The organism is Aequorivita sp. CIP111184 (assembly GCF_900489465.1).
Classification (GTDB): Bacteria; Bacteroidota; Bacteroidia; order Flavobacteriales; family Flavobacteriaceae; genus Aequorivita.
On sequence record NZ_UEFQ01000030.1, the window covers coordinates 21,651 to 38,200 of the forward strand.

The 16,550-nt window shown below is 35.5% G+C and carries 13 protein-coding genes; 5 read left to right on the forward strand and 8 right to left on the reverse strand.

All coding sequences use genetic code 11. The features are described from left to right. The first annotated feature begins 58 nt into the window (after window positions 1–58). Window positions 59–214 (forward strand): lmo0937 family membrane protein, encoded by a 156-nt coding sequence (locus AEQU1_RS14535; RefSeq protein ID WP_111882262.1) that lies wholly within the window; start codon window positions 59–61, stop codon window positions 212–214. Between the two features lie 424 nt (window positions 215–638). On the opposite strand, the gene AEQU1_RS14540 is transcribed toward AEQU1_RS14535, so the two are convergent. After that, window positions 639–1,586: an EamA family transporter gene (locus tag AEQU1_RS14540; RefSeq protein WP_111882264.1), complete on the reverse strand. Its 948-nt coding sequence runs from the start codon at window positions 1,584–1,586 to the stop codon at window positions 639–641. A gap of 259 nt (window positions 1,587–1,845) precedes the next feature. On the opposite strand from AEQU1_RS14540, the gene AEQU1_RS14545 reads away from it, so the two are divergent. Both AEQU1_RS14545 and AEQU1_RS14550 read left to right on the forward strand, forming a co-directional pair. Beyond that, on the forward strand, window positions 1,846–3,363 hold the full coding sequence (locus AEQU1_RS14545) for a toll/interleukin-1 receptor domain-containing protein (RefSeq protein ID WP_111882266.1): 1,518 nt from the start codon (window positions 1,846–1,848) through the stop codon (window positions 3,361–3,363). Continuing rightward, the gene (locus AEQU1_RS14550; RefSeq protein ID WP_111882267.1) at window positions 3,360–5,594 is read left to right on the forward strand and encodes a hypothetical protein; all 2,235 of its coding nucleotides are present in this window, start codon (window positions 3,360–3,362) and stop codon (window positions 5,592–5,594) included. The genes AEQU1_RS14545 and AEQU1_RS14550 overlap by 4 nt, the downstream gene beginning before the upstream one ends. A 3-nt stretch (window positions 5,595–5,597) precedes the next feature. Here AEQU1_RS14550 and AEQU1_RS14555 read toward each other — a convergent pair whose 3' ends face one another. From AEQU1_RS14555 to AEQU1_RS14575, 5 genes are all read right to left on the reverse strand, one after another. After that, complete coding sequence (locus AEQU1_RS14555; protein ID WP_111882269.1) at window positions 5,598–6,944, reverse strand: DEAD/DEAH box helicase; 1,347 nt, start codon at window positions 6,942–6,944, stop codon at window positions 5,598–5,600. Window positions 6,945–7,123: 179 nt separating this feature from the next. Next, window positions 7,124–8,362 (reverse strand): peptidoglycan-binding protein, encoded by a 1,239-nt coding sequence (locus tag AEQU1_RS14560; RefSeq protein WP_111882270.1) that lies wholly within the window; start codon window positions 8,360–8,362, stop codon window positions 7,124–7,126. A 260-nt stretch (window positions 8,363–8,622) separates the two neighbouring features. Continuing rightward, entirely contained in the window at window positions 8,623–10,176 is a 1,554-nt protein-coding gene (locus AEQU1_RS14565; RefSeq protein ID WP_111882272.1) for a DEAD/DEAH box helicase, read from the reverse strand. Between the two features lie 95 nt (window positions 10,177–10,271). Next, window positions 10,272–10,493 carry a VF530 family DNA-binding protein gene (locus AEQU1_RS14570; protein ID WP_111882274.1) on the reverse strand — a complete coding sequence of 74 codons (222 nt, stop codon included), beginning with the start codon at window positions 10,491–10,493 and terminating at the stop codon, window positions 10,272–10,274. Window positions 10,494–10,547: 54 nt separating this feature from the next. Beyond that, entirely contained in the window at window positions 10,548–12,161 is a 1,614-nt protein-coding gene (locus AEQU1_RS14575; RefSeq protein WP_258455305.1) for an SDR family NAD(P)-dependent oxidoreductase, read from the reverse strand. Window positions 12,162–12,282: 121 nt separating this feature from the next. Between AEQU1_RS14575 and AEQU1_RS14580 the strand changes: the two genes are divergently transcribed. After that, window positions 12,283–13,692 carry a T9SS type A sorting domain-containing protein gene (locus AEQU1_RS14580; protein WP_111882275.1) on the forward strand — a complete coding sequence of 470 codons (1,410 nt, stop codon included), beginning with the start codon at window positions 12,283–12,285 and terminating at the stop codon, window positions 13,690–13,692. Window positions 13,693–13,694: 2 nt separating this feature from the next. On the opposite strand, the gene AEQU1_RS14585 is transcribed toward AEQU1_RS14580, so the two are convergent. Further along, window positions 13,695–15,236: a T9SS type A sorting domain-containing protein gene (locus AEQU1_RS14585; protein WP_181566790.1), complete on the reverse strand. Its 1,542-nt coding sequence runs from the start codon at window positions 15,234–15,236 to the stop codon at window positions 13,695–13,697. Window positions 15,237–15,602: 366 nt separating this feature from the next. Between AEQU1_RS14585 and AEQU1_RS14590 the strand changes: the two genes are divergently transcribed. Beyond that, a complete protein-coding gene (locus tag AEQU1_RS14590) occupies window positions 15,603–15,857 on the forward strand; it encodes a YtxH domain-containing protein (protein WP_111882279.1) in 255 nt (84 codons plus the stop codon). 62 nt (window positions 15,858–15,919) lie between these two features. Here AEQU1_RS14590 and AEQU1_RS14595 read toward each other — a convergent pair whose 3' ends face one another. Then, window positions 15,920–16,366 carry a cold-shock protein gene (locus tag AEQU1_RS14595; RefSeq protein ID WP_111882280.1) on the reverse strand — a complete coding sequence of 149 codons (447 nt, stop codon included), beginning with the start codon at window positions 16,364–16,366 and terminating at the stop codon, window positions 15,920–15,922. Window positions 16,367–16,550 lie beyond the last annotated feature (184 nt).

Here is a 16,550-nt window from a genome sequence, read left to right on the forward strand (position 1 = left end):
AAATACATATCGAATAAAAAATTAAATTCACGCAACTAATAACTTAAACAAAAAAACAATGGGAAACATTTTATGGTTAATTGTAGTCTTACTCATCTTGGGTTGGCTATTCGGTTTTTTTCTATTTCCAGCAATAGGTGGTATAATCCACATACTCTTGGTAATAGCTGTAATTATGATAATTTATAAATTGCTTACTGGAAGACGTCTTTAGTTTTTTCCTATTTTCAAAATTCCAAGGCTTTCAATATGTAATTGAAAGCCTTTTTTATGCGCTTTATGTTGGTGTTGGTTAATACGGCAACTATTCTTTAGGTATTTTAAATAATAAAAACAAAATATCGCCCTATAGTGAAACTGTTGAGAATTATAAAATTAAAGATTTTTTGCTACTAGACGATACTAACAATACAGATCTTGCCATATTCAGTGAAATTTTTCGGCACGAATTGATGGAGGCTCTTATGAGAACTGCCCCAGAAACAACGACAAATATTTTAACTATGAAAAACAGATGTATAGTTCTTTTAGGACGGGTCACAGCCACGGATACTCCATAGCAAAGTCATAGCAAAGTCATGAAAATGTAAGAAAACGTCCTTTTTTTTCTGCAAAATTAATATCCCGCTAGATATTAATCAAATTGAAGGCTTATTCCCTTTTTTTATTCTTCCAGAAAACCGGGGAATTGTAAGTGTAGTTTTGGTAGTATTGATAAAATAAACCCCAGTTAAAAGAATTGCTGCAGCTATTATTGATTGTAGAGTAATTTGCTCATTTAAGATGTAATACCCCAAAATTAGAGCAATAATAGGATTAACATAAGTAGAAGTAGCAACCTTATCTGGCGAAACTGTCTTTAGCAAATAATTGAAGGAAGTGAAGGCCACTATACTTCCAAAGAGAATCAACAGAACCATACTCAACTGTACGGGTTGGCCCCAATTATTTGGTGCAATCCATTCTTCACCAAAAATCAAGCTTGCAAGTGCTAGTGTTATTCCAGCGGTAAACATTTGATAACCCGTGTTGACAAAGAAATTTTTGGGCAGATCTGCTTTTCCCACAAAAAGACTGCCGTAAGCCCAACTTAACATACAGGCAAATATCATTATCATTCCCATAACGGTACCTTCTTTAGTGATAAGCTGTTTTTGGGCGACGAGAAGAAAAATCCCCACAATGCCAAAACCAACACCCACTAAAGACATAGGCTTAATACGTTTACCCTGCAAGAGCCACATTAGTAATAAAACTACCAAAGGTTGTGCAGAAATCTCCAATGCCGCAAAACCACTGTCTACATATTTAAGTGCCCAGACAATCATGCCATTCCCGAAAGATAGAAATAGCACACCCACTATAAAAGCATTTATAAACTGTTTTCGAGTAATGGCAAGACTCTTTCCCATTGCTTTGGAAATTATAAATATTAACAAACCTGCACTGGTAAAACGTATGGATGCTAAAAAGAAAGGTGGCAATTCGCCCACGGACACTTTATTAAGCATATAGGTTGATCCCCAAATAACGTAGATGGAGAAAAAAGCAAGGATTATTAGACTCGTATTTTTGGTTACTTTCATCCAGATTGAGCATGTAATTTTGAAGTTGTGAAGATAGAAATTTTGGACTTTTTATATGCCATTTATAAATTCATAATAAAAATAGATTTTTTCTAGCTTAGTGTACCTTAATAATCTCTTTACTTCTTTTTTAGCATTAATATTAGGATTTTATTGGAAATGAGACAGATAAATAGCTGACAATTTGTAAATTAGTGCAAATATTAGTCTATCCTCACTACACTTTGGGCCAATTTTATTATAACTAAAAGGATATACTATGGCATTAATTCCCGGATATGAATATGATATTTTCATCAGCTATGTGCACGCTGATAATGAATCTGAAACCTTTGAGGAAGAAGGGTGGATAGATCAATTTTATAAATATCTAGATACTAAACTCAACAAACACTCCAAAAACATTAAAATTTGGTGGGATTCAAATAATCTCGATCGCAGCGAGGTTTTTGACAATTCCATAGCAGAGGCAATAGATAAATCTGCTATTATGATCTGTCTGTATTCCAGACTCTATCCTCAATCTGAATATTGCAAAAAAGAATTGGACCACTTCTATAAAAAGGTAACGAAAGAAAAAGTAGGCTTAACAGTGGGTAACCGTTCACGTATTATTCCTGTGTTTATGTCGAATATACCACATACTGACTGGCTGGATAAACTTACCGGCACTAGCGGTTTTCCTTTTCACGACAATGATGATTACGGCGATCCCTTAAAAAACACCAGTCCAGAATTTAGTACTCAGATGATCCAGCTGCGTAATGCCCTAGTGAGAATTTTTGATGATTTCTCAAAAGAAATTACCCCCGTAGAAGAACAAAAAATACTTCCTAAAGAAGAAAAAAAAGATAATGACTTCACTATTTTTATGGCTGAAGTGAATGATTCTCTCATAGACAGACGTGATGGAATTATTGCTGATTTAAAAGAAAAAGGATATAAAATTATAACAGGCGATCCTTCTACCAGCGATGCTGAAACCCATGATAGCTTAACAAAAGAAGCTATTGACCAATCACAATTTTCAGTACATATTTTAGGAAACTTCCCGGGCCGTAAAATTTCTGGAGAAACTGAAGCGCGCTACATTCAAAGACAGACAGAAATAGGTTTAGAATCTGCAACTCCACAGTTAATTTGGGTCTCAAGAGGTACAGATTTCAATAAAACAGAAAATAAGGAATATCAGCAGTTTCTTAGAGGCTTGGAAAATGCAACGCTCTCATCTAAAAAATATGAATTTGTACGTGGTAACGAAGGTGAATTGGCAATGCTGATTGATGACTATGCCAAACAGGTACAACAAGCACATTTACAAAAAATTTCAGAGCAAAAAAATTCAAAGGGAGCTCCTATAAAAGTATTGCTGGACACGCATACCGATGATTTTAAACAAGCCTTTAATCTGAAAAAAATCTTGAACGATTATAATGTAGATTTAATCTTTAATCCAGAGGATGGTGATCCGCAAGAGAATATTAAATCATTATACTCAAATATTAGCGAAGCCAAAAAATTTATTTTTTTATATGGGAATGAAACCCATAAAGATTGGGTAGATATTCGAGTTAAGAATACACTGAAAAAATTAATGGATTACGATCGCTACGGACAAGACATTTTTATATACGTAACCCCTCCCGAAAAAGATATGGAATCTATTAAAGTAGCCCAAAACCCGATGGTGAAATTGGTAGACCATAGTCATAATGCACCCATTGATCAGTCAATATTGGAAGCTTTTTTAAACGACCTAAAAGCTGAGAATCTATGAGTAATTCCTTTAATCCTTATGTGGGACTTAGACCTTTTCGAGATGATGAAAACTTATTATTTTTCGGAAGAGACGAGCAGACTCTAGAATTATTACAGCGTCTACATGCCAACCGTTTTGTTGCAGTAGTAGGAAGTTCGGGCAGCGGAAAGTCTTCTTTGATAAGAGCAGGGTTAATTCCTGCATTAAAAGGTGGTTTTCTTGTGGAAAATAGTAGCCAATGGTTAATAGCAATTATGAAACCGGGACAAAACCCGATGTATAACTTGGCTGCAACTATTATACAACAAATTAATCCTAAAATAGAAATTGCAGAAATCCAGAAATTCGTCAAACGAATTAAAAAAGAAGGTGTTTCTGCTATTTTAGATTTTATAGAACCACTTCGGAAAACTAAAAATTCCAATTTCTTTTTATTGGTAGATCAGTTTGAAGAACTCTTTCGCTTTTCCTTAAAACAAAAGGATCCTTCCTATAAAAACGAAGCTATAGATTTTGTAAATATAATTTTAAAGCTTTCAGAACAAAAACGTATTCCCTTTTACGTAGTACTAACAATGCGTTCCGATTTTATTGGCGACTGCGCACAATTTTTCGGCCTTCCAGAAGCCTTGAATAGAAGTCAATATTTGGTGCCTCGATTAAATAGATTGGAACTTAAAAAAGTGATTGAAGGTCCCGCAAAATTATATGGAGGTAAATTCAATACTGCGCTAACTTCTCAGCTCATAAACGATTTAGGTGAAGTAAAGGATGAACTGCCTTTGGTTCAACACGCCTTAATGAGAATGTGGGAATATGAAAACGAAACAGATAAAAGTGGAGAACTCGATCTACATGATTATAAGCAAATTGGCGGAATAGAAAATGCGCTTTCAATGCATGCTGATGAAGCTCTAAAAGAATTGAAAATTGATGAATTGCCACTGGCTAAAGCACTTTTTCAAGCCCTAACTACCATTGATGAAAACGGCAGAAAAATACGCAGGCCTGCAAAAATGAGCGATTTATTGGAATTGACCAACGCCAATGAAGAAAAGCTATTGGGCGTAATAAATAACTTTATAAAGAAAAACCGTTCCTTTTTAATTATTGACAGCATAGCCGATTCTGACGATAAACTTATAGACATATCTCACGAAAGCCTCATTAGGCATTGGAAAACCCTAAACATTTGGGTTGACGAGGAAAGTGAAGCAGCTCTCCAGTACATGCGTCTTTGCGATGCCTATGTAGCCCACAAGGAGAATAGGAAAGATTTATTGTCTGGAAGGGAATTTGAAATTGCTCAAGAATGGTTTGAAAAATTTAAACCCACAAAAACCTGGGCGGCTCGCTATAATGATAATTTTGATGAAGGAATGAAATATCTTTCAGATAGCGCGCGTGTTTACAACGTTAAAAAGCGAAATGCGAAAAACGTAAAGCGAATTAAAAAAATTACTCTTTACACGGTAATCGCTTTTGCTTTTATTGGCCTTTTTTATTATTTCGCATTACCCAGTGAAGATGAAAAGGCTTGGAAAGTGGCCAATTCAGAATATACAATTGAAAGTTATACCGCGTATTTAGATAGCTATCCTCGTGGAATCTACGCGCTAACAGCAAAAGATTCGCTCGATTCAATGAAATATTTAAAAAGTTTAGAGCTTGCTTGGATTGATGCCAAAAGCCAGGATAATGTAAAAGGTTATGAAAATTATTTAAATCTTGCCGCAATTGAAAAGGATTCTACCAATAAAATCCTTGAATATTCTAAAATGGCGAAAGATACCTTGACTGCCCTAAAAAAAATAGATTCACTGAAATTAAAAGGAAACAATTCAAAACTTGACGAAGCGGCTTGGATAAAAGCAACTGCTGAAAATAGCGTTACTTCTTATTTGGAATACATTCGGAATGAAAAAATTACAGGCGATTATGATATGTTAGCTTTTGTAAAACTTCACGAAATAGGCAAAACAGGCTTTTTGTACTGTGGAAAAATACAAGGAACAAAAATAATCGAACCGGTATTCGATCTGGTTTATAGAAATGAAAGTGGCTTCAAGAATGATGATATTCTCCGCGCAAATGACATTGTAAGAGCCCTGAAAACAAGATATATTTATAGTGATCTTTCAGTAACCAGAAAATCTGGCCATACACTTAAAATAAATGAAACCTATTTAATAAAAAGCGTTGTATTACAGGCAAACGCTGTATTTGTTGAGATTATTTACGATCCGTAAATTTTATTTTCCCTTTTTTCTTTTGTTGTAATTTTTATCTCCTCGCGTTTTGGGCTTCTTGTATTTCTGCTTTATAATACGCTTATACGAACCACCTTGATTTTCCTTTCTGTTCTTTTCTTTCTTTTCATGAAAAGCAGGACCTACTTCCTCTAAGTTATTGGGGTTGTTTATCTCTATAATTTGCGGTTGTTCGTCATAGGTGAGTTGTGTTGCTATTTCAACTTCTTTTGGAAAATCAATGGCTTTAATTTTTAAATCCATCAAGGTTTCTATAGCTTCTTTAGCTTCTTTTTCCTTTTCAGTATATAGTAAAATAGCGGTTCCCTCCTGCTCTGCTCTTCCTGTTCTACCAATTCGGTGCATATAGTTTTCTGGAAATACAGGTGTGTCAAAATTGATTACATGACTAATCTGGTCTAAATCCAAACCCCGCGCCATGACATCTGTAGTTACAAGAATTCTCGTTTTTTCTGCATTAAAGTTTTCTATGGAACGTATTCGATAATTCTGTGTTTTGTTTGAATGGATTACCGCAACTTCACTTCCGAAGAATTCATCCAATATATCAAAAAGCATATCGGCACTTTTCTTATTTGGAACAAAAACCAACACTTTCTTAAAATCACTTTCATTCTGAAGCAAATGTTTTAGTAGATTGGCTTTTGTATAAAAATTAGGAACCGCGTACGCAAATTGCGAAATATTTTCTAAAGGCGTTCCACTAACCGCCACAGAAACGGTGGTTGGTGCAACGAAAAAATCATGAATAAAAACATTCACATCATCGGTCATTGTTGCCGAAAACATAATATTTTGTCGTTTCGCGGGAAGCAGCTCTAAAATGTTTGTAAGCTGAAATCGGAAACCCAAATCGAGCATTACATCTACTTCATCAATTACAACTTTTTTTATGGTTTTCAATTGAATGGCTCGGCTGATTATCAAGTCATATAAACGTCCCGGAGTAGCAACGATTATATCAGTACCTTGCGCAACAGCTTCCTTTTGATTATTGATATTTGTACCTCCATAAATCCCTACTACACGAACTGAAGAGTATTTTCCAAATTTTTCTATTTCTTCTACTACCTGCAAAACCAATTCACGTGTTGGTACTAATACCATCACTCGTGGATGAACTTGTTTTGAAAACTTCAAATCCTGCAAAATAGGAAGCATATACGCAAAAGTCTTCCCGGTTCCGGTTTGGGCAATCCCAACCATATCGGTTCCCGACATAATTACCGAAAAAGACTGTGCTTGTATAGGCGTAGGCTTTTCAAAACCCAAATCTGCAATGGCATATTGCAGTTGTTTGGATATATTAAGCTCATTGAATGATTCCATGCTTGTTTTTATTTACTGCAAAAGTAGCGTTTCAAGCACTAATAATCCACATTTATGTACTTATTGATTCTATAAGTCTTTATCTCCGTTCATTTTTCCTAAAATTTATAGTTACGGGACAGCTTCTTAAAACTTAACGTTTTTAGGTTGTCAGCACAGCTTTAAAATTTGGTTGTTTATTATACAGCGCTCGGGTTCATCTTTTTTAAAGCATCGATTGCATAATTGGAACCAAAGTTAGCGTCAAGGTTTAGTGACTCTTCTCTACCCAAAGTATAGAGCACATGATCCACTCCGGGCTTAGAATAACATACTATCAAATCTGCCAAAATATTATAGGCTCCTTTTGTTTTTTTGGATGAAGTGTTTAGCTCACTGTAAGCTGAAGAAGCAAATTTTGAACAATCCACAAACTGATTTTGATTATTGATATAATTTTTACCAGCAATCACTTGACATCCCGCCGACCAATTAGAGGTGCCAACTCCAGACCAATGGATGTTAATGCTGTTATTTACTTCCAAACTGTTATTACCTCTAATTTTTAAGTCGTTAGGTGTTAAAGCATTGTCCCTGTCTAAGTCCCTTAAAATGATTACTCCTGATGGATCATAAGGTTTTAATGCGCGATAGATCTTTTTTTCTTCAGATATTTTGTGCCAGCCAAATCTATATTTATGTTGCCCTTCTACGAGTGATGGAGGAATATTATTTTTAACCATATTCTTACTTGGATCTGTAGAGCCCCAAAATTTAAATACCATACCATTTACCAGTAAAACAAAAAGGTCATCATTAGCGCGACGTACATCAGCTCTAGCGTCTTGTTTACGACGTATTCCTATTAAATGAATTTCATCTGTTGAAAAATTCCAGTCGTTTACCTTTATGGTTGAATATGTTTTGGGAAGAGCGTTCACGGCCTGCATGATGGGCCCTGGGTTTGCTTTGTAGTGTGCTTTAGCTTGATTTAGCAGTTTTATCCAATCATTGTATTCCTTTGTTGAATTGGCGGTAGATGACTTACCCCAATCTGCTACTTTTCCTTGGCTTTTCCAGCGTTGTACGTGTTGCATTGTTCCATTACCTACTATTCCGTCTGGAACCATGGTTTTATCACCTTCTGGATCCATCGTGCGAATATATTCTTGAAACAGTCTGGCGGCTGCTTGTGTTACATAATCAAAAACTCCATCAATAACCCCTCTAGGCATAAATCCAGCTTTAAAAAGAAATTGTTGTAGTTCTGCTACTTCACTTGTTTCACCTGCCCTAAACGAACGCCAAGTAGTTCTATCGTCATCCCTAAAGGATACTGCAGAAGATGTTAATCCATCTTTATGATATGGAGAAAGAAATTTTTTGCGGTCTGCAGGTACTTTGCCTACATCACAACTACCTAAAAAAAGTGTGCTCATAAAATTATTTTTTAAATTAATATTCAAATAGACCTGAACTTATAGTAAGTCAGATTAATTAAAAGTTTATACTAATCTTGGAAATAATCTAGTGAGGAAAAAAACTGAGTTTTCAATAATAAATGTCCTACTAACTGTAAATCATTTTATTATAGATATATTTTCAGTTTTAAATTTAATAAATTACAATGAGAAAAGAGCTATTATTATAAATTATAGCGAAAAAAAAAGATAAAATTAAATATCATCAAGTCGAAAATCTAATCTTTTGGGGGATGACCGTGGATTTCTTCAAAAACTTCATCAAAATTATCGCGTAGATAACTACGAAGTTTTAAACGATAATCGTCCTTTAACCAACTTATAAAATTGTGGGTGCTTTTGCTGATACATTGCGAATATTTTTCGATGCGGTGATCAATATCATCGCCAAGCATTTTTGCCAAGCCCAAAGCATCGTAAACATCTTCGCTATTTTCAATGCAAATATAAGCGTGATGCGCAATGGAACGCTCTAACACTACTTTTGAAGATTCACCCCGAAATGTTGCTTCTTGATATGTAGATTTTATGTCAAAATAAACCTCTTTGCTTTTTGCGAATTCCGCGCGAAGTTCTTCGGGCATCTCATAACGGAAATTGCTTTCCAGATCTTCATCTGTAAGCAATCTGTCCATGTAATAATCTGGAGATCTAAAAATTGCTTGCCAATCTAATGGTGCTTCCCATGGCCCAAAACGTTGGTAATTGTTCCCCAAATCAATTACAGAGAATCTTGATTTGTTGTTCAAAATTCGAGATCCACGACCAATCATCTGAAAATAAAGGGTTAAGGAACGCGTTGCTCGGTTAAGAATAATAGTATCAATGGTTGGTTCGTCAAAACCTGTAGTCAAAATACTCACGGAAGTCAAGACAGCATCTGGAGTTTCGTGGAACCATCTTAATATTTGTTTTCGTTGTTTTTTTGTAGCTGTATTATCCAAGTGCATAATGGGCAATCCTTCAGCTTTTAAATGATAATATACCTGGATAGAAGTATTTATCCCATTGTTGAAAATCAATGTTTTCTTTCCCTTGGAATGGTTCAAATACGCTTGGTACAATTGATCCAGCATTCCCACTGCTGAATACAGATCATCTGAAGATTTCACGGTATAATCGCCATTGGAGCCGATCTCCAAGGACGTTAACCCCATATTGTACTGAAAAACTTCAACCTCAGCCAAAAATTCGTTTTCAATCAAAGACTGAATACTTTCACCCACAATTAGCTCATTGTAATTGTCCTTCATAGGAAGGTTTCTGTTAGAACTTAGCGGCGTTGCGGTTACACCGAGAATAAAAGATTTCTCAAAAAATTTAAAAAGTTTGGTGAAAGAATTATAGTGAGCTTCATCAATAATAACCAACCCAATATCTGAAATATCAAGTTTGTTATCATTAAGGCGATTGTTCAAGGTTTCAACCATCGCCACAAAACAGCTGTATTTTGCTTGATCTGAAAGGTTTGCGGTACTGTTTACTACTTTGTTAACTACCCCAAAGCTACTAAGCATATCTGAAGTTTGTTTGCAAAGCTCCACACGGTGGGTCATTACAAGCACTTTTTTATTGTGGTGCTTTAAATATTGACGGACTATTTCAGAAAAAATAACGGTTTTTCCACCTCCGGTTGGAAGTTGGTAAAGCAAATGATAATCATCAGGGGCTGTTTCAAATTTCTCAAAAATCCTGTCAATAGCTCCTTTTTGGTAGCTATACAGTTCTTTGTCAGTCTTTTTTTCTTGTATCGCGTCTTTAGCCTCAGTCATAAAATCCCCATTTGTGAAGGTTTGCAAAACTACGTCCTTTTGTAGGTTTTGGACGAATAAATGGAAGATTTATTACGAACGAATTTTCTGATGTTTTATTTGGACTTAGTTTTTAGATAAAGTTGCTCCACTTTTTCACGCGCCCAAGGAGTTTTCCGAAGAAAAGTGAGACTAGATTTTATTGATGGATTACTGTTAAAAGAATTTATTCTAATCTTTTCACCCAGAGTTTCCCACCCGTAATAATCCACAAGATATTCCATTATATCTGCAAGTTTAATACCGTGTAAAGGATTGTTGAGTTGTTCGCTATTCATACTTCTTTTTTTAAAGTCTTTTTTCTTTATTCCTTCAGGTCTATTCTCTGAAAACTACCAATCAATAGGTCTATAATCTTTTAAAAACTTTCCGCTCCAATGTTTTCCAGTGTTTATTCCATCAATTAATGGATCCATAACCCGGGCAGCTCCATCAACAATATCCAAAGGTGGTTGAAAGTCATGAAGCTCCATTTTGCGTTTTGCTAGTTCTATTGGGTCTTCATCGGTTACCCAGCCGGTATCTACGGCATTTATATAAATTCCTTCTTTTGCAAGACTTCCCGCAGCTGTGTGCGTCAACATATTGAGTGCTGCCTTTGCCATATTTGTATGTGGATGACGATCTTCCTTAAAGAATCTGTGAAATTTCCCTTCCATAGCCGAGACGTTTATAATGTGTTTCTTTCCTGTATTTTCCTTCTTCATAATCTCACCTAACCGATTACAAAGTACAAAAGGTGCGATTGAGTTTACTAGTTGAACCTCAATCATTTCAGTTGTTTCAATTTCACCAAGCCTTAAACGCCAACTATTTGTTTTCCGAAGATCAACTTGTTGCAAATCTGCATCCAATTTTCCTTCTGGAAATACCTCTTTCGCGCTTAAGGAGTTATCAAAACTATATGGAATTTGTGAAAGTTTAGCTGAAGCACGAATACCTATTCCAGGTTCAGAACCATGCCAAGTTACAGGTAAATTCTTGTTTGGATTTTTGCCAATATCAGCTGTGAGGGTTTTCAATTCCTGCAAGCAATTTATATGATCGTGCAATAAATCTTTCACAAACTGCGGATGTTCTTCAAAAGGCATTTCCTCCTTCGCCATTAAATGCTGATAAAATCCTGCGGGTCTTCTAACAGTTTGTGCTGCGTTATTTATGAGAATATCGAGATTTTTATATTTCTGCTCTATATAATTACAGAAAATTTCCACACTTGGAATATGCCGAAGGTCTAAACCGTGAATTTTTAAACGATCTGCCCATTGGTGAAAATCTTCCTCTTGTGCAAAACGATACGCCGAATCTGCGGGGAATCGTGTTGTAGCAACAACAGTGGCGCCCGCACGAAGTAACATTAAAGAAATATGATAACCAATTTTTAAGCGGGAGCCTGTCATAATAGCTACTTGACCCGTTAAATCTGTAGTTTGAAAACGTTTAGCATAATTGAAATCACCACACTCAATACACATAGTATCGTAAAAATGGTGAAGTTTTGTAAAAAGGGTTTTGCAAACATAACAGTTACGCGGGGTTTCGAGCTCAAGTTCTTTTTTAGAAGAGTGTTCTGAAGTTTGAAGTAATTTGGGAGCTACAAACACCACATTTTCACGTGCGCTTCTAATCCCAGTTTCTTTTCGCGCAGTTCTATCTTTGTTTGCCTGCTTACGCTTTACTGCTTTCTTTGCATCTTTTTTTCTGCGTGAAAACTCATCGCGATCAGGTCTTGAAAGTTGTCCGGAAGCTTTTATCAAAGCTGTACGCTGTTCTTTGGGAATTTCAAAAATTTGATCGGTATTGGTGTTCAAGTATTCAAGAATAGCAATACATTTCGCTATTTCTTCGGAATTGATTTCTTTGTTTTCAATACTTGGTATATTCTGCTTTGAATTAACCCCTTCTTCCCGCTCGGAAGTTTCCTTTTCAGAAACCTGCTGTGACATAAAAAATATTTTGGCAAATATAGTGACAGTTTGAACGTGCGAAAAATTTATTACAAATCATTCTTATTTGCCAATCCGATCAATAAAAACAAAAAAATGTATATTTATTAAAATTTAACCAATGAAAAAAATACTAACCTCACAAAAGCCTAAACCATACAGCGGTAAATTTTTATTATTAATTCTTTTATTTATTGGAAATACTACCATTGCTCAATGTTGGACGAAAATAGAAAAAGGAGCTTGGCATGCAGTCGCTATTCAAGAAGATGGAAAGCTGTTTAGTTGGGGTCTTAATGAAAAAGGTCAATTGGGAATTGGTAACCTTACTGATATGCTAGCACCCATTCAAGTAGGAACGGACAGCGACTGGAAGTTTGCAGCAGGGGGGCTTTATCACACAGTTGCTCTTAAAAACGATAATACACTTTGGGCTTGGGGTTCAAATGTTCAGGGACAATTAGGAGACGGAACAAACATAGATACTACTGTGCCAATCAAAATAAATACTGATATAGACTGGCAAGCTGTAGGTGTAGGGAATTTTTTTACGGTTGCATTAAAAAATGATGGAACCTTGTGGAGCTGGGGCTTAAACGATCATGGACAATTGGGCGACAATACCATAAATGATAGAAATGCGCCTGAACAAATAGGATTGGATAATGATTGGGAAAGCTTTTCAGTAGGTTTATTTCATGTACTCGCAATAAAAACAGACGGTACCCTTTGGGCTTGGGGCTTAAACGGTTATGGACAATTTGGAGACGGTTCTACCACCAACCAGTTAACTCCAACACAAGTTGCTACAGGTAATGATTGGGAAAAAGTAAATGCTAGCTGGGACCATACGCTTGCACTTAAAAATGACGGTACACTATGGGCGTGGGGGCGCAATGATAAATCACAATTAGGAAATGGCACCTCTAGCCAAACCCTTACACTTTTGCCTATACAGATTGGTGCAGATACTGATTGGAAGAATATAAAAACCTATTATCACCACAATTTTGCACAAAAGATTGATAACACGTTGTGGACGTGGGGATATAATAATTTTGGACAATTAGGGAACGGAACCTTAGACAATATTTTAGAACCTACTCTTTTTGATACCAATACTAACTGGGAAACCACAGCATTGGGTGCTTACAATACCTTTGTAATAAACGATGAAAATATTTTGTCTTCTTGTGGTAGAAATCAATTTGGAGAACTGGGTGATGGAACTACAATAGACCGACTGGAACCTGTTCAAATTGCGTGTCCTTTATTGGCAATTGAAGATTTTGGAATAAGAAATCAAGTACAAGTTTATCCAAATCCTGCAGAAGAAAGCATTCAGATTATTTCACCCCAAAAAGTAACTATTGAGAAAATCAGCATCATTGATCTTTCTGGAAAGTTTGTTATAAAAGACCAACAAATTAGTAATGGAGAATTTAATACACAATTCTTAGATCCCGGAACGTATATTTTGCAAATAGTAGTTGACGGAGAAATCTATAATACGAAATTGATAAAAAAATAAACTTATTTCAATATAACTTTGAGCGTTGCGCTTTTTGTTTCAGATTTTAAGGTTATGAAATAGAGTCCCGATGCTAATTTCGTTCCAGTTTCTGAAGTTCCGTTCCATAATATTTTTTGTTTCCAGGACACAATTTCATCCAGCAATGTGTTAAGCTTTCTACCCCGAACATCAAATACCTCTATCAGTACCTTTTCAGAATTTATTAATGTAAACTCTAAGGATATCTTATCAGTAAAAGGATTGGGATAACTTATTAATTGAAAGTTATTAACCGCTATAGTTTCCACATTCAGTATACCTGAGGGTGATATGCGGGTATAATAAACATCTTGTCCACCATTAAGAGTATTAGCCCAAGCCAGATGGACATATTCGTCATCACTAACCATATCAAAATAGTCTCCCATTTTGTTTTGCTGCGGATAACCAACAGAAGGATCAAAAATTTCAGAAATAGACTCGTTCTCAGACCAGGTTTCTCCTTCATCTTCAGAAAAAGAATAATAGAGCTCTGAATCAATTCCGTTGGTTGCATTGCGTGTATCCAGCCAAACTACATCAATACGACCATTTGGTGCAACCGCCATAGTTCCAAACCATTGATAAGCTTCCGTTCCCGAATCTGTATTAATTCTAACAGGGGGCAGAAATGTATTACCACCATCTGTGCTTTTTGCAAACATAACATCACCAGGATCATTATTTGAAAAACGAAATACCGAAGCAGCCACATAGACATTTCCTTGCCCTGATCCATTAGAAACATCGACGTCTACCCAAGCTTGCCCCATTAATCCCTCTGGATTTACAGGTCTTCGAAATCTTAAATCTCCATCCAGATCTACCTGTGTAACCATATCCCACATAACATTGCTGGACGGATCTTTAGCTGATGTGGATTTTACAAGAATAATTCCTAAATTTGAAGTTCCTGTTAAATATAGTGCCCCTTCAGCATCTACCGCCAGTGTTCCCCAAACAGGATCATCATCAATAAAAATACAATCCTCAAAAGTTTCACTGCCGTCTGTGGAACGCGTAAAGGCACCAATGCAATTTGAAAAGTTTCCATTCCAGTAAGAATAATTATTTGCTTCCCCAATACCATCTGTGCGGTCTATACGCATCCATTGCTTGTCTCCTCCTCTAGCAGACACAGGCGACCCCCAATCATTACCTCCATCTGTTATTTTGTAAACTTCACAGGTAAAATCACCTGTCAGACTATTGTAATAAAAATTACCGTCTTTATCAAAATCAAGCACAGGGTCTGAACGGAATATTCCTGGGTCTAATACACCAGGAAAAGTCCAGCTTAATCCCCCATCTAAAGAATACCCATTACCCGCTTGTCTAAAATTGCTAGTTACGGAATCAAATTGACGCCAACCAATTACTATCCTATTTGGGTTTGTGGGGTCAACAGCAATAGAAGTTTCATTACCAGCATCGCCAACTATATTATTTCCGTTTTCATCCACATTTACTTGACGGGTAAAATAATTAGGCCCTTGTATGTTATATGCCGAATTTCTTTCCATGGATGATGAGTTAACTTGGATATACGGATCATCTAGAATTTCATGATATCTCTCTCTAAAATTTTGACCAAATATAGGTGGGCAGATTATTAAATTTATTAGAAAAATATAGCAAATACATTTTTGCTTGAGAGTATTTTTTTGCATTTCTGAAGTGCTTATTAAAAATGTTTCTTAAATTTACAATAAATTGATTAGAAATAAGATACAAGCAAATACTTAAATTAAAGTAGGTTTCTAAAGAAAAAAAATTGGGAATACTTTTTAAAACTTCATCCTTTAGTATTAAATAAATATTAAAGTCACTTTAGAATTATTCAAGAGGCGACGAAAACCGTACCTTCACATAAACTAAAAAAAAACAACATGAACAATAAAGGAAAAGGATTATTAGCTCTGCTAGGTATAGCAGGTGGCGCATTTGCATTTTGGAAATATAAAAATATGTCGCCAGAAGAAAAACAAAATTTAAAAGATAAAGCAAACGAAACTGGCCGAAAGTTAAAAGAAAAAGCCGGAGAAGTTGAAGGTACAATTTCAGACAAATATGATCAGCTTAAAAATGCTGCAAAAAGAGAAGCAACAGATCTTAAAAATCAAGCAAGCGATCTAACAAAATAGATATTGATTTGGTTAAAAAAAAATCCCGCAATTGCGGGATTTTTTTTATATAAAAACGATGTCTAGATTTTTGTAACCTTCACGGCATTCATTCCGCGCTGGCCTTTTTCAAGTTCAAAAGAAACGTTGTCGTTTTCTGCAATTTCGTCAATGATTCCACTAACGTGGGTAAAATATTTTTCGCTGTTCTCATTATCTACGATAAAGCCAAAACCTTTCGAAGAATCATAAAACGAAACCTTTCCTTTTCTAACAGGATCAAAAGCTTCACGATCACCCTCTTCTTGTTTAGGTATTCCTAATACAATATCTTCCGCGTCAACTTCTACTTTCATAGAAGGATCTGGCGGAGTGTCAACTAAATTTCCATTATAGTCTACATAAACAAAATCAATACCCGGTGTTTTTTCAGATTTTCGGGCTTCCTTTTTCTTTTGTTTTTCTTCACGCTTTTTAATCTTAGCTTTCTCTTTTTCTTTCTTACTGTATGTCTGTTGCGACTTTGCCATTTGTTTTTTTTTGAATAAAAAAAGCCATCCACGGTAGGCGGATGACTTTTGAATTAGTTATATGTTACTTGTAGTTTTATTGGTGTACCTAGGTGGATTTTAATTGTAATTCATCCGAGTTGGTCAAAGGTACAGAAAATTAAATACTTAAAATCATAAAAATGGTTAAAGTAAAGGAATAATA

What these genes read in the sequence shown, in the direction of transcription:
- AEQU1_RS14585 (WP_181566790.1), bottom strand. Translation starts at nt 15,236, where the DNA reads ATGGAAAGAAATTCGGCATATAACATACAAGGGCCTAATTATTTTACC.
- AEQU1_RS14580 (WP_111882275.1), top strand. Translation starts at nt 12,283, where the DNA reads ATGAAAAAAATACTAACCTCACAAAAGCCTAAACCATACAGCGGTAAA.
- AEQU1_RS14565 (WP_111882272.1), bottom strand. Translation starts at nt 10,176, where the DNA reads ATGACTGAGGCTAAAGACGCGATACAAGAAAAAAAGACTGACAAAGAA.
- AEQU1_RS14545 (WP_111882266.1), top strand. Translation starts at nt 1,846, where the DNA reads ATGGCATTAATTCCCGGATATGAATATGATATTTTCATCAGCTATGTG.
- AEQU1_RS14590 (WP_111882279.1), top strand. Translation starts at nt 15,603, where the DNA reads ATGAACAATAAAGGAAAAGGATTATTAGCTCTGCTAGGTATAGCAGGT.
- AEQU1_RS14540 (WP_111882264.1), bottom strand. Translation starts at nt 1,586, where the DNA reads ATGAAAGTAACCAAAAATACGAGTCTAATAATCCTTGCTTTTTTCTCC.
- AEQU1_RS14595 (WP_111882280.1), bottom strand. Translation starts at nt 16,366, where the DNA reads ATGGCAAAGTCGCAACAGACATACAGTAAGAAAGAAAAAGAGAAAGCT.
- AEQU1_RS14570 (WP_111882274.1), bottom strand. Translation starts at nt 10,493, where the DNA reads ATGAATAGCGAACAACTCAACAATCCTTTACACGGTATTAAACTTGCA.
- AEQU1_RS14550 (WP_111882267.1), top strand. Translation starts at nt 3,360, where the DNA reads ATGAGTAATTCCTTTAATCCTTATGTGGGACTTAGACCTTTTCGAGAT.
- AEQU1_RS14560 (WP_111882270.1), bottom strand. Translation starts at nt 8,362, where the DNA reads ATGAGCACACTTTTTTTAGGTAGTTGTGATGTAGGCAAAGTACCTGCA.
- AEQU1_RS14555 (WP_111882269.1), bottom strand. Translation starts at nt 6,944, where the DNA reads ATGGAATCATTCAATGAGCTTAATATATCCAAACAACTGCAATATGCC.
- AEQU1_RS14535 (WP_111882262.1), top strand. Translation starts at nt 59, where the DNA reads ATGGGAAACATTTTATGGTTAATTGTAGTCTTACTCATCTTGGGTTGG.
- AEQU1_RS14575 (WP_258455305.1), bottom strand. Translation starts at nt 12,161, where the DNA reads ATGTCACAGCAGGTTTCTGAAAAGGAAACTTCCGAGCGGGAAGAAGGG.